Origin of the sequence: Thermorhabdus hydrogeniformans, from assembly GCF_049310025.1 — a bacterium.
Taxonomy (GTDB): Bacteria; Bacillota; Thermosediminibacteria; order Thermosediminibacterales; family Tepidanaerobacteraceae; genus JBJYKD01.
Map to the genome: position 1 here is coordinate 1 of NZ_JBJYKD010000025.1, position 24,837 is coordinate 24,837.

The 24,837-nt window shown below is 44.3% G+C and carries 34 protein-coding genes; 2 read left to right on the plus strand and 32 right to left on the minus strand.

Annotated features, from left to right (window positions below):
• Positions 1 to 158: 158 nt before the first annotated feature.
• The 22 genes from ACKX14_RS11570 to ACKX14_RS11675 form a co-directional block, all read right to left on the minus strand.
• On the minus strand, positions 159 to 920 hold the full coding sequence (locus ACKX14_RS11570; protein ID WP_422447784.1) for a phage tail protein: 762 nt from the start codon (positions 918 to 920) through the stop codon (positions 159 to 161).
• The gene (locus ACKX14_RS11575; protein WP_422447786.1) at positions 921 to 1,481 is read right to left on the minus strand and encodes a phage tail protein I; all 561 of its coding nucleotides are present in this window, start codon (positions 1,479 to 1,481) and stop codon (positions 921 to 923) included.
• On the minus strand, positions 1,482 to 2,588 hold the full coding sequence (locus ACKX14_RS11580) for a baseplate assembly protein (RefSeq protein ID WP_422447788.1): 1,107 nt from the start codon (positions 2,586 to 2,588) through the stop codon (positions 1,482 to 1,484).
• A complete protein-coding gene (locus ACKX14_RS11585) occupies positions 2,585 to 2,890 on the minus strand; it encodes a GPW/gp25 family protein (protein WP_422447790.1) in 306 nt (101 codons plus the stop codon). The genes ACKX14_RS11580 and ACKX14_RS11585 overlap by 4 nt, the downstream gene beginning before the upstream one ends.
• Positions 2,891 to 2,898: 8 nt before the next feature.
• A complete protein-coding gene (locus tag ACKX14_RS11590; RefSeq protein WP_422447792.1) occupies positions 2,899 to 3,456 on the minus strand; it encodes a phage tail protein in 558 nt (185 codons plus the stop codon).
• 11 nt (positions 3,457 to 3,467) lie between these two features.
• Positions 3,468 to 3,659, minus strand: coding sequence for a hypothetical protein (locus tag ACKX14_RS11595; protein WP_422447794.1), 192 nt, complete (start codon positions 3,657 to 3,659; stop codon positions 3,468 to 3,470).
• On the minus strand, positions 3,659 to 4,570 hold the full coding sequence (locus ACKX14_RS11600) for a phage late control D family protein (protein ID WP_422447796.1): 912 nt from the start codon (positions 4,568 to 4,570) through the stop codon (positions 3,659 to 3,661). The genes ACKX14_RS11595 and ACKX14_RS11600 overlap by 1 nt, the downstream gene beginning before the upstream one ends.
• 7 nt (positions 4,571 to 4,577) lie before the next feature.
• On the minus strand, positions 4,578 to 4,790 hold the full coding sequence (locus ACKX14_RS11605; RefSeq protein ID WP_422447798.1) for a tail protein X: 213 nt from the start codon (positions 4,788 to 4,790) through the stop codon (positions 4,578 to 4,580).
• A complete protein-coding gene (locus ACKX14_RS11610; RefSeq protein ID WP_422447800.1) occupies positions 4,780 to 6,699 on the minus strand; it encodes a phage tail protein in 1,920 nt (639 codons plus the stop codon). Before ACKX14_RS11610 ends, ACKX14_RS11605 begins: the two co-directional genes overlap by 11 nt.
• A 156-nt stretch (positions 6,700 to 6,855) precedes the next feature.
• The gene (locus tag ACKX14_RS11615) at positions 6,856 to 7,161 is read right to left on the minus strand and encodes a phage tail assembly protein (protein WP_149545275.1); all 306 of its coding nucleotides are present in this window, start codon (positions 7,159 to 7,161) and stop codon (positions 6,856 to 6,858) included.
• A gap of 30 nt (positions 7,162 to 7,191) precedes the next feature.
• Positions 7,192 to 7,704, minus strand: coding sequence for a phage major tail tube protein (locus tag ACKX14_RS11620; protein WP_422447802.1), 513 nt, complete (start codon positions 7,702 to 7,704; stop codon positions 7,192 to 7,194).
• Positions 7,701 to 9,155 (minus strand): phage tail sheath family protein, encoded by a 1,455-nt coding sequence (locus tag ACKX14_RS11625; RefSeq protein WP_422447804.1) that lies wholly within the window; start codon positions 9,153 to 9,155, stop codon positions 7,701 to 7,703. The genes ACKX14_RS11620 and ACKX14_RS11625 overlap by 4 nt, the downstream gene beginning before the upstream one ends.
• A 15-nt stretch (positions 9,156 to 9,170) precedes the next feature.
• Positions 9,171 to 9,701, minus strand: coding sequence for a hypothetical protein (locus ACKX14_RS11630; RefSeq protein ID WP_422447806.1), 531 nt, complete (start codon positions 9,699 to 9,701; stop codon positions 9,171 to 9,173).
• Position 9,702: 1 nt separating this feature from the next.
• Positions 9,703 to 10,365, minus strand: coding sequence for a hypothetical protein (locus tag ACKX14_RS11635; protein WP_122014486.1), 663 nt, complete (start codon positions 10,363 to 10,365; stop codon positions 9,703 to 9,705).
• A gap of 2 nt (positions 10,366 to 10,367) precedes the next feature.
• On the minus strand, positions 10,368 to 10,682 hold the full coding sequence (locus ACKX14_RS11640; RefSeq protein WP_422447808.1) for a hypothetical protein: 315 nt from the start codon (positions 10,680 to 10,682) through the stop codon (positions 10,368 to 10,370).
• Complete coding sequence (locus ACKX14_RS11645) at positions 10,682 to 11,011, minus strand: DUF2190 family protein (protein WP_422447810.1); 330 nt, start codon at positions 11,009 to 11,011, stop codon at positions 10,682 to 10,684. Before ACKX14_RS11645 ends, ACKX14_RS11640 begins: the two co-directional genes overlap by 1 nt.
• A 46-nt stretch (positions 11,012 to 11,057) precedes the next feature.
• The gene (locus ACKX14_RS11650) at positions 11,058 to 12,515 is read right to left on the minus strand and encodes a phage major capsid protein (protein ID WP_422447812.1); all 1,458 of its coding nucleotides are present in this window, start codon (positions 12,513 to 12,515) and stop codon (positions 11,058 to 11,060) included.
• 12 nt (positions 12,516 to 12,527) lie between these two features.
• The gene (locus tag ACKX14_RS11655; RefSeq protein WP_422447814.1) at positions 12,528 to 13,127 is read right to left on the minus strand and encodes an HK97 family phage prohead protease; all 600 of its coding nucleotides are present in this window, start codon (positions 13,125 to 13,127) and stop codon (positions 12,528 to 12,530) included.
• Entirely contained in the window at positions 13,087 to 14,586 is a 1,500-nt protein-coding gene (locus ACKX14_RS11660; protein WP_422447816.1) for a phage portal protein, read from the minus strand. The genes ACKX14_RS11655 and ACKX14_RS11660 overlap by 41 nt, the downstream gene beginning before the upstream one ends.
• 4 nt (positions 14,587 to 14,590) lie before the next feature.
• Positions 14,591 to 14,791 carry a peptidylprolyl isomerase gene (locus tag ACKX14_RS11665; RefSeq protein WP_422447818.1) on the minus strand — a complete coding sequence of 67 codons (201 nt, stop codon included), beginning with the start codon at positions 14,789 to 14,791 and terminating at the stop codon, positions 14,591 to 14,593.
• Entirely contained in the window at positions 14,791 to 16,680 is a 1,890-nt protein-coding gene (locus ACKX14_RS11670; protein ID WP_422447820.1) for a phage terminase large subunit family protein, read from the minus strand. The genes ACKX14_RS11665 and ACKX14_RS11670 overlap by 1 nt, the downstream gene beginning before the upstream one ends.
• Positions 16,616 to 17,152 (minus strand): hypothetical protein, encoded by a 537-nt coding sequence (locus tag ACKX14_RS11675; protein ID WP_422447822.1) that lies wholly within the window; start codon positions 17,150 to 17,152, stop codon positions 16,616 to 16,618. Before ACKX14_RS11675 ends, ACKX14_RS11670 begins: the two co-directional genes overlap by 65 nt.
• Positions 17,153 to 17,391: 239 nt before the next feature.
• On the opposite strand from ACKX14_RS11675, the gene ACKX14_RS11680 reads away from it, so the two are divergent.
• Both ACKX14_RS11680 and ACKX14_RS11685 read left to right on the plus strand, forming a co-directional pair.
• Positions 17,392 to 17,574 carry a type II toxin-antitoxin system HicA family toxin gene (locus ACKX14_RS11680; RefSeq protein ID WP_422447824.1) on the plus strand — a complete coding sequence of 61 codons (183 nt, stop codon included), beginning with the start codon at positions 17,392 to 17,394 and terminating at the stop codon, positions 17,572 to 17,574.
• Between the two features lie 37 nt (positions 17,575 to 17,611).
• The gene (locus ACKX14_RS11685) at positions 17,612 to 18,010 is read left to right on the plus strand and encodes a type II toxin-antitoxin system HicB family antitoxin (protein WP_422447826.1); all 399 of its coding nucleotides are present in this window, start codon (positions 17,612 to 17,614) and stop codon (positions 18,008 to 18,010) included.
• Positions 18,011 to 18,123: 113 nt separating this feature from the next.
• Here the strand turns inward: ACKX14_RS11685 and ACKX14_RS11690 are convergent, their stop codons facing one another.
• From ACKX14_RS11690 to ACKX14_RS11735, 10 genes are all read right to left on the minus strand, one after another.
• On the minus strand, positions 18,124 to 18,546 hold the full coding sequence (locus tag ACKX14_RS11690; RefSeq protein ID WP_422447828.1) for a hypothetical protein: 423 nt from the start codon (positions 18,544 to 18,546) through the stop codon (positions 18,124 to 18,126).
• Positions 18,543 to 18,827, minus strand: a complete 285-nt coding sequence (locus ACKX14_RS11695; protein WP_422447830.1) for a hypothetical protein — start codon at positions 18,825 to 18,827, stop codon at positions 18,543 to 18,545. The genes ACKX14_RS11690 and ACKX14_RS11695 overlap by 4 nt, the downstream gene beginning before the upstream one ends.
• A complete protein-coding gene (locus ACKX14_RS11700) occupies positions 18,824 to 18,988 on the minus strand; it encodes a hypothetical protein (protein WP_422447832.1) in 165 nt (54 codons plus the stop codon). The genes ACKX14_RS11695 and ACKX14_RS11700 overlap by 4 nt, the downstream gene beginning before the upstream one ends.
• Positions 18,981 to 19,481, minus strand: a complete 501-nt coding sequence (locus ACKX14_RS11705; RefSeq protein WP_422447833.1) for a hypothetical protein — start codon at positions 19,479 to 19,481, stop codon at positions 18,981 to 18,983. The genes ACKX14_RS11700 and ACKX14_RS11705 overlap by 8 nt, the downstream gene beginning before the upstream one ends.
• A complete protein-coding gene (locus tag ACKX14_RS11710) occupies positions 19,471 to 19,776 on the minus strand; it encodes a dATP/dGTP diphosphohydrolase domain-containing protein (protein WP_422447835.1) in 306 nt (101 codons plus the stop codon). The genes ACKX14_RS11705 and ACKX14_RS11710 overlap by 11 nt, the downstream gene beginning before the upstream one ends.
• A gap of 92 nt (positions 19,777 to 19,868) precedes the next feature.
• The gene (locus ACKX14_RS11715; protein ID WP_422447837.1) at positions 19,869 to 20,102 is read right to left on the minus strand and encodes a DUF2508 family protein; all 234 of its coding nucleotides are present in this window, start codon (positions 20,100 to 20,102) and stop codon (positions 19,869 to 19,871) included.
• Positions 20,099 to 20,395: a hypothetical protein gene (locus ACKX14_RS11720; protein ID WP_422447839.1), complete on the minus strand. Its 297-nt coding sequence runs from the start codon at positions 20,393 to 20,395 to the stop codon at positions 20,099 to 20,101. Before ACKX14_RS11720 ends, ACKX14_RS11715 begins: the two co-directional genes overlap by 4 nt.
• Positions 20,392 to 21,762 (minus strand): SNF2-related protein, encoded by a 1,371-nt coding sequence (locus tag ACKX14_RS11725; RefSeq protein ID WP_422447841.1) that lies wholly within the window; start codon positions 21,760 to 21,762, stop codon positions 20,392 to 20,394. Before ACKX14_RS11725 ends, ACKX14_RS11720 begins: the two co-directional genes overlap by 4 nt.
• Positions 21,759 to 22,040, minus strand: a complete 282-nt coding sequence (locus tag ACKX14_RS11730) for a VRR-NUC domain-containing protein (RefSeq protein WP_422447843.1) — start codon at positions 22,038 to 22,040, stop codon at positions 21,759 to 21,761. The genes ACKX14_RS11725 and ACKX14_RS11730 overlap by 4 nt, the downstream gene beginning before the upstream one ends.
• A 346-nt stretch (positions 22,041 to 22,386) precedes the next feature.
• Entirely contained in the window at positions 22,387 to 24,837 is a 2,451-nt protein-coding gene (locus ACKX14_RS11735; RefSeq protein WP_422447906.1) for a virulence-associated E family protein, read from the minus strand.

Consider the following 24,837-nt stretch of genomic DNA (forward strand, 5'->3'; position numbering starts at 1 on the left):
TCTTCATTCTTGAGCATCATCTTTCTTCGTCCCGACAGAGCCGATGTTCCAGCGAAGATTTCCGCCGCTGTTGCAGTTACGGTTTTTATTCCTGCGACGGGAGTGCGGATGGTAGAATTCAAAACATCATCACGATTAGGCAATATAATTTCTGCCAATTAAACCACCTCCTGGTATACGAATACCACATGGTTATCCTGCTGTTTTAGGCCATATTTATATGTCTTGCCAGATGTTATATCTATAAACTTATGTGGCATATCATCGGCCTGATGTGCAGCAAGCGCATTACTTACCGATCCCACCTGTTGGTCTGTATATGAATTTGCTGCTGTCACGGCTGCTGAGCCTGCCGCATCTGCTTTGGCTTGAGCTCCTGCAGGAGTTTCCTTGGCATTCCATGTATCTTTTTCAACCTGGGTAACATGCATGACTGTATTCCCGGTATGATTATCAAAATCGGCCTGAGTAACATATATTTCAGATCCCAGTGTTGCTGAAACGTTTGTAGCATTCCCAACAAGGGTTATTACGTTTATATATCTCTCTACTACGTCAGGCCCCCCGCCGGCGGGGATATACTCAGCATTCGTCCCAGCGTTACCGTAGCAATAGAGTATTTCGCCTTCGTCTGGATCCTGGGCGAAAACTCCAAGCTCGCGCCAGTAAAACCCGGTTAATATATCCGCATTCGTAAAATAGCTTCGAAGTTTGGCTTTTCCTCCCGTTAGCGTTTCGATTCCTAGTATTGTTAGCTCTTTTTTTGTATTGATTAAACTGGTTAAATCTACGATACTTTGTCCGCTAAGGCTGCCATCACCAATTTTTATTTTTGTGAAATTTAATTGAGTTCCTGTCTGGGCTTTGGCCTGTAGGTTTCTACCTTTATTCGTCAGTATAAGGCCTCCAAAAGCTCCCACTTAAACCACCTGCCTTATTTCTTGATAGTCGGCTATGTGAACAACATTGCCAAAATACAAATTCATTTCATCCGTGGCTGTTATTTCTACGGCTTCTAGCCAGCTTCTAGCATTTTTGACCGAATTTAAAACCTTTAAGAACTGATTAAGCAGCGTAGTATTTACCTGAGTATTAGTAGTTAACACCTTAAAATAAAACGGCTGGCCGCCATATTCAAACCATTCCTGGACTTCACCGTCTCCAAAATAGGTTTTTACGGTTTCCTCTACCGCAAAAGGCGTGCCCCTATATCTATGGACTTTAATAGCATTTTTTATCAGGCTCCGCTTTATTTCAATTTCTGCAGTTGAATCATACCAATCGATGTGCATCTGCCAGGCCAATTCATCCAGAGCAGCATCATCCAGTTCATCAATGCGGAAAAGAATTAAGCAGGCCTTAACCTCATCGGCCAGCTGCCGGAAATGAGGGTTTAAAGCTGCACAAAGCGCCTGGGTTGTCGGATCCTGTTTCATGTATGAAGTTTGGAAGCTTAGAAGGTCAACGTTTTTCAGGTCCATTTATATCAGACCTCCATAAGTGACAGTTACGGTGCCGGTTTTGGCCACCTGGTCAGGGTTGATTTCGGTATATACCGGACTTGTTATATCAATTCTAAATGCCCCAGCATTAAGCATCAATTGCCGTAAATAATCAGGGTTAATGGCCCGCCCTAATTTCCCCGCCTGCCATAACTTATATTGATCTACAGCACCGCCGAATCCTTCGATAGCGTTTCTTATTGCAGTTTCCTCGATTTGCCATTCTTTTGCAATATAATAAGTCAAGGTTATGTTGTAAGAAACTTCTGTGGGGGCTACCACCTGAACATTATCCGTGAGTGGCCTTTTATCTTTTGCACTTACGATAGCGCTTACTTTATCGAGGATGGCCTGAGAGGGGATCTCTCCATTGGCCATTAAGGGGACTATCTTTACAACTCCGGGAGATGGTGAAGAAACAGAGATATCGGCGATATTTGCGTCGGCTGTTTTTGCCCAATATATATAAGCCCCTTCAGGGCCTGCGGTCGAGAAACTTTCCGGTGCCTGCCGGATCCTGTCTCGGTAGTGGTCATCATCCTCGGTATCTGAACCTCCAGAGCTGGTATCAGTATTAGTCACAGAGGCAACATACGGCACCGGGTCAACAATTGTTTTTATCTGCCCCGGAGCAAAACCGTTATATTTTTCTCCCCCTTCAGTAGCTTCAGCAATTACATCGCCCTCTGTCTGGCCTGCCGGAATTGTAAGTTCCTGAATCGTTGCAAAATAAAGTTGCCCGTCAGGAGTGGCGCGAGTTCCCGCGGGGATTGTAATATATGTTGGCTGAATAGCCGAAAGTGTAAATCTTAAAGTAACTCTAGCTTTTTGGGCCTGAAGCCGTGCTGTATTATAAAACTCTCCTATCGCATCAAGTTTATCGCCCGTCGCATATCTCAAAAGATTTTGTTTCGCCGATTCGTTAATGTCATTTTTCAATCCCACGATTAAAGGTAAAAATTGTAATAAAAAAGTCCGGCGCTCGTCACCCGGATAAAAGGTTTCCCCTAATGTACTTTCGAAATCCTGTATGAGTTGGTTTTTTAAACTTTCGGCATCCACATCAACAAAATTTATGCCGCTCATACCTCTATCACCACCCTGAACTGCATATTCCCTTCATCATCCACACCGGTAAACTTTACTTCTTTGACTGTAGCCCTGGGTTCATAATCAGCCACAAGTCTGTATACTTCTGCAACATACAGAGCCACGGCAGTATCCAGGGGCTTATCAAGAATACTCTGATCAAGGCCCAGGGTCCGGTCATATGCCACTTCATAACGCCAAGTGGATATAAGATTTCTAACGTTCTGAGCTACTCTTTCCGCATCTTTTGCGGCCCAATTCAAATTAACGGGTTTTGAGGTATCTATGATATATTCCATTCAATCACCTACTCCGGCAAGCGTGAACGCATATTGGGATTGTTCCTTTTCATATCGGCCTTATCCGATGGTCCCAGTAAATTTATATTTCCTGATACTTTTGGAAGGGATATGCCTGGAGCATACGAAGTTGAAGTTTTTTTGGCGCTCTTTGAAGTCTGGGCGCTCCCCGGGCGGACATATTCTTCAAACTCCAACTGAATAGTCCCCGAAAGAATATTCCCGTTTGAATCTATTACTGTATTATTCAATGAAGCACTCTTGAGAAGCCATTTATTCGCACCCAGGGGTATCCCGCCCAATATAAAAGGGTAAGGCTTGCCGGCTTCAACAAGAGCTTTCCATGCTCCGTATTCATTTCTGACATTTACGCCCATGGAAACATCAAGAGGAATACTAATGCTCATCGTATATAGATCGGGTCCCTTTATATAGGTGCTTGGCTTTTTATTTGCCGCATCCTGTTTTTCAGTTTCTAGACTACTATTCATGGTAAAATCATCGAAAGTATATATTTTCTGGTTGTTTACCTGAAATGTTTTATTCGCAAAAACCGCAATAGGCATGTAACCACCGCCTAAAACTTAGCTATAATGAGCCCATCGTTCATACAGTTTGAAAAGAAAACCACCGCAACATTATCCCCTACCTGAAGGGTTCCAACATGAGAAGCCGCTTTTAAAGGCCAGGATACATCATTATCCCTTTCAGGAAATAAAACCCGTATCCCTGAAGATTCTATACTCGATACCTTGCCCTTTAAAACCATCAATACCCCTCCAGCGGTTTCCTGAGTTTTAAAAAGGTCTTTTTATTCGCAAGTTTATGGGTTACTTGTTCGCAAAAGTATTTCCCATCGGCCATGCCTACTCCCTGTATCTGTATTACATTACCTGCCGCAATCCCGGGAGCAAGTTCGATGGTGCAGTATCCGGTATTTTCATACTTATTTTTAGAACGAAGGATATTTTTGGCGAATCGTTCAGCCTCCGCCTGGCTTGAAACAAATATATCAGCAAATTTTAAAACAGGTCCGAAAGCCCCGGAAGGTTTATACTCATATTTGATGTCTCCGAAAGATATGCGGCACCCGCCATATATCCATGCTGATTTTTGCAAAAAACTATAATCCCCGTCAAAATCATCAATATAGATGGTCTTAACCGGTGCCTGGGCCTCCATATATCGCTCATCATATATTACAACCTTCTGGCCAGTTATTTTCAGCATGTATCCTTCCAGTAAACACCGCCATGCCAGAAAAGCGAAGTCTGCCTGTTCGAATTGGTCTACACGCTCATAAAGAGGATTTTGTACCTTATAAGTCTCCAGCAGGAATCCATACTTCCTTGCCAGTTCAGTAACTATCTCCAGGAACCTTACATTTTCCCAGGCCTTGGTATTTTCCATTTTAGCATCCTGGGGAATGGCCAGGGCACGAATAATAAACAAACCCCGATGCTGTTCGAGCTCGTCTATATACATGCGGCCAGAATCAAAGCCATTTTCTTTTATTTGGACCTCATCATTTTTCTTCGGTTTCCATCGGCTCCAAAATCCTTCCGGGTCATCAAACCAGACTTCCAAGCTGTCAGCAATCCCCCCGGCATTATCGGTTATGTCAGCTTTATGAATTTCAACAACATCGGTTATATCTTTGCCTTCATATATCAGCTGCAATGCTCTGTCACCTCTTCCATGGCGGGAGGGTTGCGGCAGCTTCTTGTTCTATGATTGGGATCTTTAACTTTACTCCTGCATCAAATACCAGCACACTGGCATATTGTGGATTGGCCTGAATTATCAGGTGAGCTTTAAACTCATCGTTGTATGCATCCAGAGCGAGCATGTCAAAGGTATCACCCTGCATTGTAATATATTCAAAATAATTAGTAGCCATAGGCAACCCTCGCCCTTTCACGCTCGATTTCTTCTATCATCATCCGTATTTCTTCTTTGTGTTTTTGCAGTATGGGTTCCAGTTCCGCACGATTTCCGCCGTAGATGGTGGGATTATAAATTATCTGAATACTGCTCCCGGTAGGTTTTGCTCCAAGTATTTGAGCGGTTTTGTTCAATAAGCTCAGGCTTCTTGGGGTCCTTTTAAGCGGAATGGCCATTTCTGCCCAGTCCGCTTCGCCAAATATCGAGGGTTCGGTTGCTATACCACCTTCAGCAAATCGGGGCATTGAGCTTGATATATTTGCCTGTAGTTCTACACTCTTGCCACTAAAGCCCAAAAATTTTCCTACACTGCCTATAACATTACTAACGCCGCCTATAAATTTAGATGTTAAATTGGCTATCGGAGAAATTAAACTCAAAAACTTCTCAATAATTGGCATAACCAATTTTATTGCTCCCCCCAGAACAGCACCAATGATATTGGCAAGCAATTGAATAATTGGTATTACTGCCTGCAAAAGCGGGAATATAGAGTTCAAAATCTGCATAAGTGGGGGCAATAATGCCTGAACTATTTCCGTTAATACAGGAATTATCGCACTTAAAGCGGTAGTTAAAAGCGAGCTAATTATTGTGGCAACCATCGCAATGATAGGGGTTAATGCCTGTAAAAATGGTAATATAGCCTGCAACATCTGCATGATCGGAGGTAAAATACCCTGAATGAGCTGCACCAATACAGGTATTATCGGTTGAAGCACTGAAAATACAGCCGTTATCAGCTGTGCTGCGATTGGGAGGATTTGCTGAACCAGTTGCATTAAAAGCGGAAGTAAGGGCTGTATAAGAGATATGAGCATGCTGAAACCTTGATTTAATAAAGGCATTGCAGTCTGTATAATCTGCATCACTATGGGCAAAGCCTGCTGTATGATATTCACAAGCATGGGACCCATGGTGCTGCCTATAGTATCAAATATAGGCATCAGTATTTGTGCAAATTGACTTGCCACATTTAAAAGGTCCGGCAATAAATTTGCTATATTGCCCAAAAATCCACCTAATGCACTGGATAATTTAGGGGCTATGGCAGGTAAGTCGGAAACCAGCTTATCTATTACTGGTTGTATTTTGGGCAACAAAGACGCCAAAATCCTGTTTCCAAGACCCATTACTGAAAGCTTCAGCTTATCAATTGTATCTCCTAAGTTATCCAAAGCTTCAACCTGCTCACCTGACATGACAAGACCCAACTTGTCAGCTTCAGTAGCGAGCTTTTGTATTTCATCAGTTCCGGCATTGAGTATGGGAAATAGCTCCGACGCACCCCGGCCAAAAAGTTTAAATGCCAGCGCATTCCTATCTGCTTGGTTTTCTACTTTTGAAAGCTGGACAAGAGCCTCCTGAAATACCTGGGACTGCGGCCTGAGTTTTCCGGCCCCATCTGTCACCGAAATTCCCAGGGCCTGGAATGCGGCTGCGGTATCTTTACTGCCCTTTCGGGCTGCATCCATCTGCTTTGTCATAATGCTTATGGCCTGGGGGAGGGCCTCAAAATTCGTCCCCACCTGGCTTGATATATACTGCAGGCGCTGTAATTCCTCAGCGGAAAGTCCTGTTTTATCCCGCATCTTTACCAACTGATCACCGGTCTCAGTAGCCTTCATCAATAATCCGCCAAGAGCAACTGCCCCGGTACCTATTCCGGCGGCAACCGCAGCTCCAGTGACTGCAGCGGCTTTACCTATTATGCTTAAACCCTTGGATGCGAAGCTGCCAAGTTTTGAAAAAGTTCGAGATGCTTTCGATGTCTGAGCGGATGCTTTCATTAAAGCGGTTTGTAAAGATGGGTCCACTTTGCCGGCAAGAGTAATCAGCGCTCTAAGTTCCTTTTGACTGGCCACCGGCGGCTGCCTCCCTTCTTAACCTTTCGGCTTCTTCACATAAAGTATGGTAAAAGTCAAGAAAATCCACTAACGGTTGATTAAAACACCATTCTGCCGATGTGGATGTTATTAAAGTAACCTGAGCAATTGCGGTCTTTATAAAATGGTCGGAGATTATTCCGCCAAATTGAGATAGAAAAAACTCCTTGCTATAGAAGCAGCCTTATCTGCATCCTTCGCACTCATCCGCATTATATCAGTTATATCTATGGCTGAATTTACTTTGCATACCGCTTCCGCAAAAAGGTATAAATGATAGTCAGGGTCCGTTTCGGGTATACTTAAAGGTATTCCTGCTGCCTTCATCTTTTTGCTGGCGTTAAGTTTATCCTTTGCCGTCAAATTCTCAAAGTCGTAGGGCAGTTCTGTGACCTCTTCCCCATTAATCATAATGGGTTTTGACAATTTTAAAGTCTCCATGATAATCCTCCTTAAAAGTTTGGGCGGCCCTTAACCGAGAGCCGCCCTGATGTTTTTCATATAATCGACACCATTAATCTTGTAAATATAGTTCCTTTTGTCAATCAACAATGTTTCAACGCCATTTATTACCTGCCGATACCTGAGCACTTCAAAATCAATGCTCCCATCCATGGTCGTTGCCGGCGATTCAACTTTCCCAGGGTCATACTTTTTATTGATGCCGGTAATAAATATCTTAGCTCCTTCCGGCACTATCTGCCCGTTGGCCGTCAATGTATCCCTTACAAATCGGAGTTCAAGGTTTTGGGTACCAGGCTTAGCAAGATTTGAAGCGTTTTTGTTGATTGACCGCATATTTATGGTAAAAGTCATGCTCCCAATCTGACCAGGGACAGGCATATCAATGGACCCCATTATACCAGCGCCTTTTATCTCCCCTGTCTGAATCTCTATGGAAGGTAGCTGGCAGGATACGTTATCGTCAATTTCCACCCCATCAGCCAAAAGTTTATGGGCTATTACATTCCCGGATATTATCATGCCTGCTCACCTCCGAACAATACATCAATGCCCCGGGTGGTATACTCAATCTTTGCAGTTATGCTCTTGCCTGGCGGTGTGGTAGTTGTGGCCACATCAAAGACAAAGTCTCCTTCCACGATGTCGCTGGTCGGGTTGCTGGTTTCATTGAAAGCAATTGTCCCATATAGCAATGCTCCACGGTTTACAAGACTATCGAGAAATTCCTGATAATCATTGAGTATCGTATCGACCCTGGCCCGATCCATTGGCTTATCTACCTGGGCACCGTAGCGGCTCTGGAAATCGTTCACCAGGTAATAAAGCATCCTTACGCTGGAATCGAATTTATTCCTGGGGTCCATGTCTTTGCCGTATTCGTATTCTCCGGTATGGGGTCCCCAGAGCACCCAGCGGCCTCCCCAGTATGTGAGCGTCCTGATGCCCTTGCTGTTTAAGTCGTTGGCCTGGACCTGGTCAAATTCTATGGGAGTGCCATCGGCAAGGCACATTCCGGTTACATCCACCGGCTTATTCGAAGGTGTCTCATAGGGAATGTTGTCATTGTTATAATCCACCCATTGCATGGTCACTGTGGCAAGTGTGGATAGGTGGAATTTTCTGTTCCCGTTTTTAGCAAGCGGCCAGCAAGGGGCTTCATTGGCCCCAGTGTAACCATTTGTAGACTTCCAGGTTTTGACTTCCTCAATAGTATCTGCACTGGTATCTGCCGCCAGATTGCTGTTTACAAACGCATACCAGTGCCCGTTTATCTTTTGGGCTGCTGCTTTTAGGGCGGCGTCAACTTCGGGATGATGGCTCCAGCCGGGGGCGTCGAGGATAGTAGGTATCATATTGTAAGTTTGATATACCAAGTCTACAACCGATATCCCGGTTTTTTCTCCTGTAGTAGAATTGGTTCCACCTATAACTTCAGTGGCGGTTATGGCAGCCGGATTGACCTCATCAAAAGTTACATCCACAGGAGATGTTAAAGTCCCTTTAAGGTCTTTAATTAACACTTTTGTGCCGTCGGGGGTGTATTCCGCACTGAAATCAGTCCCCAATACCTTGCCGGCAATTGCAACGGTTTTGAGAATAACCTTGTCATTGTTTATATACCCCTGGCCGTTGGTAAGAGTAACGCTGGCTGTCTTGGCTGATGTTTTATGTGTATCGGGGTCAAGAACATTGACTAAAATGACAGGTCCGATAACCTGAATGCTATTTTTGAAATGCGCATATATTGCCTCACACAGATCGAAATCATCCCAGTTGCTGTCATTGTAGCCCACTTTGGTTACAGCATCAGAAAAGCTCTGCACCAATATAGGTTTGTTCACTTTCCCGGAATAATCCATAAGCTGATGCACTGGAAGCCGTCCGAAATATACCGGAAGTGTGGACACCCCTTTAGGAGGTATTAAATCCTGGGTGGGCTGCAAATCGGCATATGCTCCATGAATATACAAGCTATTTCACCTCACTTATAAGAATTGGCGGGCTATTTCCGCCATCGGGTATGTCTGTTTTTTCACCGAGAATGTTATCCAGCCATACCAGTAAGGATATGGCTGTTCCTGATACATGCCCCATTTGATAGGCATTTGTATTACCGCTTTGCCATCGATTATTTGATTTTTCATAAGCTCTGCAACGGTCCTGTCTATAAGATTGAGCAGGTCATTATAACCTTTGAAGTCAGGAGTATAATCCAGCCCTGTAGCAGCCGGTTTATGTAATCCAGGGCTATATACTGCGGCAGAAATCCTGATATTTAACTCCAAACCCTGGCCATCGTCAGTGGCATCATCCATACCAACTATGAGGCAGGGAATTGCAGATTCCATTCCTTCAGGAAGGTATCCTTTCGGAGGTATCCATCCTATGTGAACAGCCGGATTAACGAGCGAATAGTCATGAACATTATTATCTGACGGTTTTTGTAGTTTGATGGCCGGTGAAACTTTTTCCAGCAGGAAAGATTGCAGTGCCTCTAAAACCGATACCGTAGACATGCTATCCCTTCTTTATTTTCTTATTAATGCTGGTCATGCGATATATTATTTCGTGCTCCAGTCTTTCATCAAGCTTTTCCTGGGAAACCTTCTCGATTTGTTTCTTCACTTTTTCATTGGTTATCATTTGAGGAATTGACGATGTAAACACCGGCATTATCGCTTCCCTCAATTTGCCCGCATATCTTCCTTTTTTCATTATTTTAAATGTGCCCGTCCGACGAAAAATATTATATTGCATCTTGTCTTCGTCTTCTGATTTTGCTCCGGTTGGCGCGACAAAAGGTTTGGGTTCGGTATTTATAGTCCTCCTGTCGCCTCGCTTGATTGTCGCCTTGACTTTATACTTCTTCCCCGAGGCAGGCGGCACTTGTGGGCTGTGTGGGAAATGCGCAAGCGTCAGCGAATAGCCTTTTGATACCGCATACGTCGTCAAGTCATTTTTGCTGGGTCGTTTTATACCGCCCTTGAAGGTTTCTTTTACATCGCCGGCTTTGATAGCATATTCTTTCGGCACTATGCGCCCCACCTGGGTAATGACATGGTCAATTGTTCTGTTTAGGGCATGATAAGCCGCTTCTCCGACTTGTTTTTCAAAACCTTTTAATTCCATTGTCAATATGTCAAGTTGTTTCGTATCTACAATAATGCTATCATTTGGCATGATTAAATACCTCTATTTTGCTGTAGAATTATTTCATATACCCCATCATCTTCCCTGCAGTCAAAAACATACATCTGCCGCCCGTCAAAAACCATGGGAGTGCCCTGTTCCGGGCGCTCCCCGAAATCTGAAGCCTTTACGTAAAACAATATCTCCCCTACGCTTATGCCGTCATATTCTTTCTTGGACCTTTGCTGTAGCCGATCATTATCAACAATGACATTAAGGGGCCTGCCGTCTATTGTGTGGGTTTCTGCGAATTCATCAAGGTTAAAAAACACATTAAGGTCTGATTGGATTATATCTTTGAAGCTCATCAGTCAATCTTCACTTTCGCTGTGGTTCCTGCTTGGGCTTTTGGTTCTATTACCCAGCCTGCTTTTATAGCCCCTGCGGTTTTGGTGAGTTTGCCCCCAGCGTCATCCCAGTATACTTCATCGCCAACCGCAAAAGCCACAGTATTATCAGCGGGCAGTTCGAATACTCCTGAAATATTTAGGGCTCCTGTCGCTCCATTGGCTATGCTTTCAGCCGCCACACCGATTCTTGCCCCGATAGGCACCACATCTCCATAGGCTATATCAGTGCCAGTGCTGTTTGTAAAGTCGATAACATCGCCTTTCTGGATATATGTTCCTTTCGCCATATTGTTTACCTCCTAATCAAAATTTTAAAGGCGCATAAATTAAAGCTTATGCGCCGGGATTCTTGTAAAGTCCTCTGTAGTCAAGAACCGTTACACCGTAGTCAATATATATTCTCCACTTAATTCCCAGGAAGTCAAATCCAACCTGGCTTTCAAGTATCGGCATATCGTTCCCATTCAAATATGTGACCTCAATGGTATCTATATCAGCGGGAGAAGCTGCAAGATACCAGGCGGTTTCACTATAATCATCGAGCTCAGCATCAGCCACAATGGTCAGAGAATTCCGGAAGACGTTCGCCACATTCGAATTGGCCCCCGTGGGATCTGCTATAGATACAATGAACTGCTGGGCTTGTGTCTCAAGAGAAGCGGGGACGATCAGGAAAGCAGGCCCGATATTGAGCGTCTCTTTGCCTCTTAGGTTTTTCTGCTTCCTCATGGCCGCCCGGCCTGCGCTAACAGTAGCAGTTGCTATTGCTCCCCCGCTGGATGCTAGGTTTTTATGGTTCGCATGGAACAGGGCAATACCGTCATAAATGGCCGGGTTACTTCCAAGCATTTGATATACCAATTTGTTTATGCCTCTGGATGCGGCCCTCACATATGCTTCAGGAACTCTGGTCAGTATTCCGATGTCATCGTTTATGAGGGCCTGCCTGGTCATACCAAATTCTCTACCGAAAGTCGCCACAGCCTTGGATACTCCCTGGTCAGTCATTTCATCGAATTTGAATTCACCAGATTGTGTCATCTTTACAAGCTCGCCGGCTTCGGAGATCTGATAGTGAGTTGCAGCCTTAAAGTCGGGATTGCTCCCCCTGCCGGTCCACACCTGATATGTGGGCCTTGCGGCATTATATGCGGTGGCCATAGTTTTGTTGACGGCGTTGGAGAGTATGCTTGCAAACTGGCTGTCAGGGCTCAGTGCTTCCCGGAATAGGGTGTCATTATCAAGGCGATGAGCATTGGGCCTCCCTGCTCTGGAAAGACACTCTATAGCCAGGTCACGAAGTTTCATACCCCTGAGGTCTTTGGCACCGTCGGCAGGCTTATCAAGCTTTATTCCACCCCTCAGCAGTATTGCATCGGAGGCTGCAGCTCTGAATTTGTCAGCTTCTTCTTTTTCAATCCTTACATCGGGCACCGGGGCCGCCGATGGTTTTCTTTCGGCTTTAAGCTTTTCGAGGATTTTTGCTCTCACTTGGTCAATTGTGACCCCCGATCTGATATATTCACTTGGATCTTCCTCGAAATCTCTGCAAAGGGCGATTACTTCTGATACACGTTGCCTTTCAGCTTGAATAGCTCTTTCTGTTTCTGTCTTGGCCTGATCATTTCCTTCCTCTTTCGCTATTTCAACTCTTAAAGTATCGATTTCTCTTTGCAACGTATCAAATTCTGCCTGTTCTTCTGCGGTTAATCCCCGCCCTGCTGCCCTAGCACCATTGACAATCTCTTGCTGCCTTAACACTTTTGCCTTAAGTATTTCTTTTTTGTTCAATTTCATGACCTCCTATATAAAATTTTTATTGATTTGTATTTGTTTTTCAAAGACACTTATTGAATTGTAAGGTTCCAGTGTATCATTTTCCATATTCCGCCCTACACCAACTGTGTCATCAGCGGGAACAGATACTATAGATATTTCCAAAGGTGTCCACTTTACAGCCACATAAGCCGGGCCGGTAAAGCGGCCATTGCTGGATGTCTTGCCGGCGGCCACTTCTTCCCAAACATCTACGGAATATCCTACGGATACACCTTTCAGTGTCCCATTTTGAACTTTTTGGTATATCAGATCCGCATCAGGGTCAGTGTCAAAAACTATATCGGCATAGGTCCGTTTTTCATCAGCCGCAAGTCTGGCATTCTCAATTTTCCCCAGCACATAATTTCTATCATGGTTGAAAAGGGCAACCCCAATGTTGTTAAGCCTTTCAAGATTTACATTACCCTCATCATGCTGGAGTATTTCTACCCCATACCATCTGTTTACCGGCAGTTCTGAGGAAAAAGAAACGGTGACACGCCTTTCATCCGCATTCACCGCTCTTATGGCCATATCGAATGTTCTATTCTGTTGTATTCCCGTTTTGGGTTTGTTGTGTCCCACCTGTTTTGTCACCTCCAGTCAAAACTGATAAATCAAGACCTAATGACTTTGCAAATTCATATTCTTTAGCTCTCTGACGCAAGACATCCCTCCAATCCTCGCCCCTTTCGGCGCATATTCTGGCCAGTGTATCTTGACCTGTGTTAAGTGCTATTTTGTAAGCGTTTATTTCTTTGAGCGGGTCAATCCAGCTCCATCCGGGTGGTATCCAGACATGCTTTAGATACCGTCGCTTGTCCTGCCAGAAATCAGGAATATTAAGCTGGCCGGAAAGGACCGCGGATATAACAAATTCGGTGTAAACCTCCCGGCAAAAATGCTCAATGAGGAACTGCTGCCACATCATGTAAGTGCGCTGGTCTTCCAGGAGCCCCTGGCGGGCGCTGGAATAATTAACCTGAGACATATCCCGAGATACAGTCTCATAGGATAAGCCCTGACCGGAACCTGCAAGACGTTGCTGGATTGCTATAAACTCTTTTGCATTGCTCGCCTGGCCGGATGGAACAACAGCCTGGACTTCATCTCCCGGCTGTAATTCGTGGATCATGCCCGGAGAAATAGTTTTTATAGAATAACCGCTTTGCTGGTCCACTTTAATGTTTCGTCCTATTCCCGTAGGGTTCTGTTTTTTGATAAAAACAGATAGACAAGCTAAAATTCTTTCTTTTACCGATACAGCCTCAATGAATTCATTTGTATCTCTCACCCTAGGTAGTGTCTTTGCCATTGGAGATACTTCCCGGATTTGCGTAGGCCTGGTTTTACGCCACAAAAAAATTACCCTCTGTTCGGGTATTCTTTCAGATTTTCCGTTCCAGAAGCCGTCAGGAGTATATTGTTTAAGCCAATAGGCTACAGGCCGGTTATATTTATCAACTTCAATCCCGCCGACAATCCTGTTCCCGCTTGCCCCGGGTAGACTATTTAAAGAGGTGTCAAGGTCGTCCACTTCCCGGGCTTGCAGGCTGAACGGCACTGGACCGGTATTTGTATATGCTTTTACAAAGATTATTCCGCCGTCAACAATCAGGCGGCGCACAGCCATCTGCTGCATCTCAACAAAAGACTGCTGGCCGGTCACATCGCAATTGCGTGCTCGGCACCATTCTTCCCATAAGTCCTCAATCTGCTGGTTTAATTTATCATCCTCATTCCCATCAGTATCAACAACCTTAGCCTGAACTCGTATTCCTGTCCCTACAACGTTACGCTCGAATGAATTGATTATACTTTCCGCAAAATCGGCATTTCTTTCAAGGTCCCGTGCCCTGGCCCTAATTATGTCTCTCTGCCCCTGGTTTGTCTGTTCTGCGGTGGCGTTTACGGTTGTCCATCCGGAATTCAGTCTGTCATTTTCTCCTGAATCATAAAAACCTCTCAGAGCATTTCGCCAAGCTACCCGTCTATATGCCCAGGCGGGGCTAAAAATGGATATCGCTCTATCAAGCCAATTCAAACTGTCACCTCCTATCAAAGACGGCCACATAGACACCGCCACCGTTTTCCTCATAGAGCTGTCGCTGTAATTCTCTACGTTCCTGATAGAGGATAGTAAGGTCGGGCCGTCGTAAAGATCTGCTCCCGATTCTATATTCCTGGGCACCATTTTCTATGGCACTTATAGCCTTGTTTATCTGATCCAGCTGTTCCTGGATTGTCACTACAACCACCTGCCTTTCTGGGGTATCCAATTATTATTTGGTTTTATAAAATTATTCTGCTGTTCTGTAGGTTGAGTTTTATTTATTTCCGGCTGCTCCCGCTTGGCCTCCGGTTGTAGATACCTTACATGCAAAAGGTCCGCGGCCAGAGCAGCATAGACTTCAGCATCTAAATAGTGGTTTGCCGCATGTGTGGCTTTGGGCTTCCATACTTCAACCTCTGTACCATTTTTCTTTTTTTCAATCACTTTCTCCTCGGCGCATATCTGCTCAGCATATTCACGGTCACAGCCTTTATATACCATCCAGGAACCAGGGCCATTGGGTCGTTTCAGTCTGCCGGCAATCATGTCTTTATACTGGTTGCCGTCAACGAGGTATAGCCTCATACCGTGAGCTTTACTGTCCGTTTTATCAATTGTGCTCACTTTATATCTAGAAAGTAGCGGATTCGATGACCCTTTCACGGGCACCGCCCATTCCTGATTAAAAGCACAAAAGTCATATACTTCATCGGTTCGGTCACCAGAATCAATCGCACAGAGGTTGACTTGATATACATTCCCCTGCCGGTCCTGATATGGCAGGTTCATAATATATTCTATCTGATCCCAGGTCTCTGCAATGCCATGGGCTATATTCCAGCTGGTCATGCCGGCGCCCCAGGCCCGGATCGTATAATAAAAACGGTCCTTCTGAACGTCTACTCCTGCAGTGAGCAGCATTGTGCCGTCAGGGACCACACCTTCCTCGTATTCACTCTGTCGCTGTAACACTAAATCGGAGTTCATTTTGACCTCCGTCTGCTCCCAGGGTTCCGCAAGCCAGGAGTTTATAAAGTTCATTAGAAGCTCAGGGAAGTCTTTGGATTTAAGGAATTCATAAGCCACATCACCGAATCTCACCCAGGGGGAATATATTGCGTTAAGATGAAAAGCGGTTTTACGTGTTCCTGTTTTTTTCTCGGACTCCCACCTGCCGGCTCGGAGCATTCCAGGCTTGTGGCCGTCGGTGATGATTCCACGGCATTGCTCACATTCATAATATGCCGTGGCCCGGGCTTCCTCCGGAGAGGGGTCTTGATCTGCTGGTTTAGGCCACTTAATTTGCTTAAACCGTAATGTTTGATAATGGCCGCAGTGAGGACATGGGACATAAAATCTTCGCTGGTCGTCAGCGTTCTCCCACTCCTGCCATATAGGTCCATTCTTTCGAGTAGGAGTAGATGTTTGAAATATCTTTTTGTTGTGAGCAAAGGTTTTTGTTCTCTCACGTGCCAAACTTCGAGGGTCCGCTTCTTTCCCCGAATTTGCCGGAAATTTATCTACTTCATCCATGAACAAGTATCGTATTGGCCTGGACGCCAGAGATGCCGGAGAGTTTGCCCCGGACAGCACTACATACATGCCGTCAAACTGCAGTTCAAGAATTTTACTCTCTTTTTCCTGATACCGCTCCTTTAAAACCGGACAAAGGTTTATCATGGGCTGGATTCTGTTTTTTGATGTGTATTCGGCAAGTTCCAGCGTGGGATATACAATCAGCGTCGGGCTCGGATCCTGGGCGATGACATAACCGACTATGTTATTCAGGCACTCGGTGCCGCCCACCTGTGTGGGCTTTACAAAGATTATTTCTTCTATGTCAGGGTCGGTAAAAGCATCCATTATACCCTGAAGATACGGCGTCCTTGCCGTCCTCCAGGGACCGGGTTCGGCAGAAGTCTTTGCATCTAAGATTCGAAATTTATCTGCCCATTCGGAGACCGTCAGCTGCTCAGGAGGCTTAAACACCTTCAGAGCTTTTTGTAACCATGGAGGCCATTCAATTTTTACGTTTTTTCTTCGACGGCTTGTAGACTCCGTCAATGCTGATTTGTTCAAGGGCATCCAGCGTCAGCTCCGTTATCATCTTTTCAATCCTCCTGGCGGTAACAGAGTCTACGTAACCGGCAAGCTCTGTGGCTATCCTCCTGCTGTAGCCAAGCATGGACCTTTTCAGGACAATAAAAAATCGCTGGAGTTCAGCGATAATGTCATCTTTTAGAATATATTCCCCTCTCTGTATTGCGTTTTTAAACTCGGCTGCTTCTGACTGAGCTTGTTTGTATTTAGCTTCATAATACAGCTTTTGTTCCTGAAGAGATAACCTTTCCACGTCTTTTTCTGTCTGTATGCCGCCGGCGCTGACTAAACCCCGCCAACGTAAAACTTCTGCCAGAGGCCACCACCCCCGGGCAATTTTTGGGCATCCATCATCTCCCCAGCGTTTTAGAGTGGATTTATCTATGTTGAATACCTCGCACATTGCTGCTGTACTGAGGCAAATTTTGTCATCAAGGATTTTTACTTTTTTATCCATTTTCTATCACCAAAAAAGTTGCAAAGTTGCATGATTTTTTTGTTTCATACTGGGTGAAATTTCGGGCCTCGCCAGACCCGCATTTGGCCTACCTCTCTGGAAGGACCCGTTATTTCCCACGGACCGTTGCGACTTTTGGCTTATATTATAGACTAAAAAAATCCCAAAATATCTTTAAAAACCTCTTGACATACGTATTTTTACGTATTATAATATAATTAGAGAGTGAGGGAAAGATAATGAAAACAACCGAATTACTTAAACTACTAAAGCAAAACGGAATAACGTTCGTAAGACATGGCAAAAGACATAACATCTACCACAGCCCGATAACCGGAAAAGACTTCCCAGTACCAAGACATACAAGCGAAATTAAACCCGGCACTCTCCACAATATCCTAACAGATGCGGGGTTGAAATAAATCCCGCATCTATCACAAAATTAAAAGGAGGCTCACTATGGCTAAATATGTATTTCCGGCTATTTTCGTAAAAGAAAAAAACGGCTATTCTGTCAAATTCCCCGATTTGGAAAGCTGCTACACTCAAGGAGATAATCTACAAGACGCCTACGATATGGCGTCTGACGTTCTTTGCTTATGCTTATACCACATGGAAGAAAAGGGAGAACCAATACCGGCACCTTCCAATCCTGAAAGTATCAAAGTGGATAATGGCTTTGTAGCGTTGGTAGGCGCCGATACTCTTGAATACCGCAAGTTTTATAACAACAAAGCCGTTAAGAAAACTCTTTCAATTCCGGAATGGCTAAATACCTTAGCAGAAAGGGAAGGAATAAATTTCTCCCAAATATTACAAGAAGCTTTAAAAGAAAAGCTAAATGTTGACAGACCATAAAAAGGTCTGTCTTTTTTGCAAAAACAAAAGCACCGGTTTCCCGATGCTCATTTTAATTATACATTTCTACTTACTATCATATTACCATATCTAATTCAGCATATTCGGCGAAACTATAAACTTTTTAAATATTTATCATGAATATCTCTTCTGGGATAACTTTCATGCACCCTGCCAAGTTTCATTGCTATAGCTTGCCATGTTAAATTATCAATGTATCTATATTGAAAAACCCGTCGTGTTCTGCTGTCTGGTATATTGCTTATAAATTCCTCAATCTCTAATTTTATCTCTTCGCATTTTTCTTTTCTCTTACTTAGAAGTTTTTTAAGCCGGCTTAATCTCCGTTGTTTTTTAACACTATAACCTTCAATGTGAAAGGATCTTTCAGTGTAAGGAAAATGCGGATCAGATCCTATCACACTGTCCTGAACAATCTTATCGGCCTGATTTTCTAATTTTCTTATTCGGTCTTCTAAATCCTTAATTTCAGCTTGCAAATCCGTATATTGCTGTAAAAGTTCTTTGTAACTCAAAGTGCATCATCTCCTTCCCCTGGAAGCAATCCCCCACGCCCTGGCCTAGGTCGCTCCTGCATGATATATTGATAATGCTTGTCTACTCCGTAAACATCAGCCGCCGCCAAAACTAAGTTAGTTATATCACTCAGACGTTTCCAGGCTTCAATTTTTTGTATGATTTCAATCGCCATAAAAGTTATCAATCTATCATAAATTACAGGATCCGTTATTTTAATGTATTCACCTATTGTTATGAAACTTTCAGTATGTTTTCGTTGTATTTGTATATATCTCATGCCGTCCTCTCCCTATTTTTGGCATCAAGGATCTCTTGTATCGTCACATGTAAATACCGCTCTTTAACGTACTGCTTGTAGAGGTCCCAAGTCTGCTTCTGCCTGCCAGCCATTGTATTAACTATCATACATGCAACCAACTTAATACAGGTCTCATTCACATGGCTGGGCCTCCTTCCAACCTTTAGCCTTGGCCAACATATTCAGGTCACTTTGTGCTTCATCGAAGCTCTTTCTCCACTCTAAATTTCTCATACAGTGCCACCCAGCTTTCTCCGGTTTCTGATATCTTGCTTTGTAAACGTCCCCGCCAATGCCGCCCATTACCCTGTATTTCCAACCTCTGTTGTCTACATATGTTTTCACAAATCGGCATGGTGTTACTTTAGGTTTCAGCGGGCCTGGCGGGCATTGTGTTTCTGGCTTATTGATATTTGGACACATACAACATCTATACTCCATGTATTCCGGTTTCATCTGTTTGTCAGCCCACCCTGCTCGTTTCCTTTTTTCTTCAAGTAAGAATGATAATTGTGACGCAATCTGCATCATTTTTCGCCGTGTTTCAAAACTCACACCATTTTGACTATGGTAAATTCTTTTATATTCGTTCACAAGATTTTGAATCATGGTGTCAATTTCTTCAACCGTCATCCTTTACACCTCCATATAGCTCAATTAAAAACGCTATATTACAAGCCATATGCCAGAGATGCGGGAGACCGCTCTCCTTGTCTTTGCCATGCGGGTCCCTCAAAAACTTGCACAAGTGTCTCATAAGTGCCGCTGTGTATCGTTCAGGTTCCACGTTTCGCCAGTTCTCCGGATCTTTATATTTTTTGATCCCATACGTCCTAATTACTCCAACCGCTTCTATAATACCTGGTGGCACTAAATCAAGTCTGGGTTTATCTTGATCACATTTGTACTCGACTGCATTTTCGCTCATCAGACGACACCTCTTCTACATTCATTATGTTGTGTTCTATTCCATCCACTCGTAAAATTCTGTGTGCTTTTTCCCTAACTTCCCTGAAATCTTCACCTTCTACCTCCAAACTGAATATACCCATTACACGGTATAGCTTGTCCACTTTTAACCGCCTCCTTAATTTTTTTACGGTAAAAATCATGCCGGATTTGACAGGCTTTATATTCGTATATGGCCGCATCAATAAGTTCAGGATCTATAATATGATCTAAATTCATTTCAGCCTGATAAAGTCGCTCTTTTGCTTTTTCGTATGCCATCATAAGATCTTCAATCCTAGTCATTTTTTCATTGTCACCTCTTTTTCAACTTTCAACCGTTTCATTTCTGCCTCTAATTCCATCACTCTTTTTATAGTTTCAGGCCAACCCTCTCTGGCTTGAACTATGAATTCAAGATTATCCTTTATATTTTCAAGTGGAGTCCATTCTTTAAGAATAATCGCCATGACTTTTTGACCGTGTATATTGATATACGGCATTTGTAAAACGTGCCCCATATTGGCTGTATTCGCATATTTCCAAGGTCCCGGTGTCGCCTTTTCACATAACTCAAGATCTTTTTTAAAATCTCTCATTTTGGCATCTCCTTTTGATATTTTTCAATTCTTGCTTTAACGGCCTCAAGTAGTGCATCTTGTCCCTTAACTTTATTACTTAAAGCTTTCATCACATCTTCATCAATGGTCCCTTCCGCTACCAGATGATGAACGATGACGCTGTGTGTCTGACCCTGCCTGCATAGTCTTGCATTGGCTTGTTGGTATAACTCTAAACTCCATACCAATCCGAACCAGACGATAATATGCCCCCCTGCCTGAAGGTTTAATCCGTGGCCGGCAGAGGCAGGATGCGCTAAAAGTATTGGTATCTTCCCGGAATTCCAATCGTTTATATCTTTTGCCGTATCAAGGGTTCTGGCTTTTGGAAAATACGCTTTCAGCCGGTCTAAATCATGTCGGTATGCATAGAACACCAGCACCGGTTTTCCGTTGGCCGCTTCAATTATTTCTTCTAAAACCTCCAATTTTGTATTGTGAAGCACTTTAACTCCCCGATTTTCATCATAGACGGCTCCATTTGCCATCTGCAAAAGCTTGTTAGATAATACGGCGGCGGTATTTGCTACAATATCCCCATCGGCAAAAGGAAGTAAAAGATCTCGTTCTAGCCGTTTGTATTGTTCTTGTGCCTCTTGCGGCAGTTGAACCGGTATCACCCGGTCAATCCTTTCCGGCATTTCAAGCCAATCTTCTGCTCTCATACTTACGCAGATATCCGATAGCTTTTCAAAGATTGCTTTTTCTGCTCCAGGTTTCGGCTTCCAGCTGTATATTACGGTCCGGCTCCTCTTGTCCGGCTCAAAATATCTTTCACGATATCCGGTGATGGTCTTACCTAACCGCTCACCCTGGTCCAGGAGATAGATTTGAGCCCAGAGGTCAATCAATCCATTTGGTGCCGGCGTCCCGGTTAAGCCCATAATTCTTTTTATCAGAGGTCGAACTTTACGAAGGGCTCTAAACCGTCTCGCCTTTGAAGATTTGAAACTGGAAAGCTCGTCTATGATTACCATATCGAAAGGCCAACGCTTTCCGAAGTAATTTACCAACCACTCTACATTTTCCCGATTAATGACATATATATCTGCATCTGAATTCAAGGCCGCTACTCTCTGTTGTTCTGACCCCAAAACTTTTGCTATTCTCAAATATTTCAGGTGGTCCCATTTTTCCGCTTCTCGGCTCCAGGTATCTTCGGCCACTCTTAAAGGTGCTATCACCAGCACCCTGGTAACCTCGAAACGGTCATGCAACAATTCGGCGGCCGCTGTAAGAGCGCATACGGTTTTCCCCATACCCATGTCTAAAAATAATCCTACAGCCGGCTGTTCCAAAATGCGCTGTATGGCATATTTTTGATAAGTGTGCGGAATGAATTTCACGACCCAAAAACCTCCATAATAAAGTTATTTATAGCAGCCACCGAATCCAGACAATACACCGAAAATCCCATCGCTTTAAGCTCTTCAGCCCTCTTTCGTTGCAATGACCTAGGTGCTTTGCTTGGAGCCTTCATCTCCACGAATACGGCCCGCCCTCCTGGAAGAAGAACTATTCGGTCAGGCATACCCGCCTCACCCGGGGAGGTGAATTTCAGGGCTTTACCTCCTCGCTCTTGTATTTCTTTTTTGAGTCGGCGTTCTAGTCTTGATTCTTCCATTTATTGTAAATCCTCCTGGTCGTATCCGTGATATCCTTATATACGCGTGTATATAATATATACGTATTATAGAGTACATATATATTTATATATTTTATTTTTGTATATCCCTATATAGAAAATAAGGATATTATAGATACGATTACCTTTAAAGCCTTATGGTTGTTGATTTCGAGCCGTATCCTTAACCGTATCCATGACCGATTTTAAGGATACGCAAGGATACGCTGATTTCTATAATTTCTATTTCTATAGAGATTTTTAATTTTTCAAGGATACCAAGGATACGTATCCTTAAGGTTTTCATGGATACGCATGTATACGCATGAACGCCTTTAAGGATACCCTAATTTATGGAATTTTCATCCCTGATAAAAGCTCGTTGAAGGCCGTAAAGTTTTCCGAATTTTAGTTTTCCTGTTCCTCCGGTATATGGTTTCCATCCAGGCATCCGCCGGAGGATGTCATTAATTTCTCTTGCTTGGGCAGGGGTAAGCTGTTTTGGATCCCCTTCGAAAAGCTCAACCCATATCTCCATTGCGCATACTCGGTCCCGTCGTATCGTTCCTTTCTGCGTCTCTCCGAATTCGGTCCCATGGATATACCGCCGCCTGGCGCCTATATCAAGCTCGTCCCAATTATCAGGCAACAAGGTGTCCAGGTATTCCTGTATCAAGCCGGCTTTCGAACTTTCTTCCGTATGCTGTTCCTGTTTTTGTATGGCTATTTTTTCGAGTTCAGTATCTAACCACAATTGTTCTCCATTTTTATATATCTGCACAGCTTCAGCCCATATCTGGTCAATTTCATGCTGGTCCATATCTTTCCATAAACTTTTTTTCCGTTCTATTATTCCGACATCCACCGGCCAAAATCGCCTGTTCCCGGTTTTATCCCTTAAAAATTCCTGGTCGTTAGTAGTACCGATAAAGATGCATTGTCTGGGGAACCTCGATACCCGCCGGCCGTAGGCTACACGGTATATATCTTCCTGCTTACTGATGAACTGCTTTATTGATTCGACTTCCGCCTTTCTGGTGGCCGCCAGTTCGCTCATTTCAATTATCCACGCGCCCTGTAACTGCTCATAGGCCTCTTTTCCCTGGACGGTATTGATAGAGTCTGAGAACCACCTTTGGCCTAGCTTTTTAATGAGGAGGCTTTTCCCTATGCCCTGGGGCCCCACCAGGACCAGCATATAGTCGAATTTAATCCCTGGCTGGTATATTCGAGCGACAGCCCCTGCCAGAGTCTTCCTCGTTACGGCCCTGGTGTATTCCGTGTCTTCGGACCCCAAATAATCAATAAGTAATGTGTCCACACGAGGGATACCGTCCCAAACAAGATTGTCTAGATAATCCCGGATTGGATGAAAGCGGTGTCTTTCCTGGATGACGTTTAGAGCATCATTTATTTTTGTAGGTGTCGATATTTCGTAAATCGTTTCTATGTAATGCCGTAAAGCTGAATCGTCGCTGTCTTTCCACGGATCCCCATCTTCCGTGTTTTTTACTTTATGCCAGGGCAAATCCCCCAGGATGACAGGCCCTTTTGTAAACTCATTCAGGCCGATTTTCCCTTTTAGGTTTGGGTCGTTTTCAAGTATTAGTACGACATTGTCAATTGTGGCTAAATACCGTCCCTTTCGGTCGGTTTCTAATTTTGTCAGCCATTTTGCATCGGTCCCAGTATCAACTTTCAGGCCTTCAAATTCACTTTGGGCCTCAATAAGTTTTTCTTCCCCCATTGTTAGCTTAACGGCTTCATCATTCCGGGCAAAATCTAGCATTGCCATATATGATGGCAGCTTTACTGTCGGAGTCCCTGGATCTGCGTCGTCGTCCAATTCTCCAAATTTGTGCAGCCGCACCAGGTCAAAGGCGTTAACCAGCTTTCCGCTGATGGGGTCGGTGGCATGATGGGAATATGCGAATTTGTCGTTATCGTAAAGCACCAGGCCGCCGGTAGTGGAACCGGGGATGTAGGTGTATCGCCCTTCCCCCGCAGGAGCATATATATCACTCAAGAATTTTTCTATAGCCGCTGAAATAGTATAGGTGCGGCAGAATGCTCCGACGATGCCCGGTTTTTCCAATGGGTCCCCCTGCTTTTCCGCCAGCTTCTTTCGTTCTTCTTTCGTCCTGGAGGATTCCGGCCAGTAGGATGGGTCCCGCCAGTCCGGATATCGGGCCAGGACTTCGTCAGGATCCAGCCAGGGTTCATCCAGGTATTTAAAGAAGAACTCCCCATCTTGAGATGTAGACGGCCAATACATAAGCCTGTGGGGCTGGTAGGTGGTATCATCAAAGAAATCTATGCCCAAATCGCCGGCAATGCGCCTGGCCACGGCCTGATATTCATCCGGGGCCACTGGCCTGGAAAGTGGTAAAACGAGACGCAGGCGGGGGCTTTGAGGGCTGTGCTTGTGGGTGGAATATACGACGCACGCACAGCCTAACATAGTCTCCACAGCGGCCCAAAAATCGCCTTTTATGTAGTCTGCATCGAGAGTCACCACCTGCCGCCAAACCACAGAATCTGTTTTACGCCGGCCGCCTTTCAGGGTTCCACCTACAAAGCCACCGACATCCTTAATTTCATCCTGCTGAGCTTTAGTCATTTTTTTATATTCTTCGTACGTTTCACCCGTCCGGGTTGTTTTGCTGAGTCGTTCAACTAACTGTGACCACAGCATTTCTCGATTTTTCCAGTTTGTTTCCTTTCGGCTTCGGCCGATGGCAATAGTGAGAGGGCCGTCATATTTGATTTTCAGGTTTGCTGCTGGATTTTGATTAAT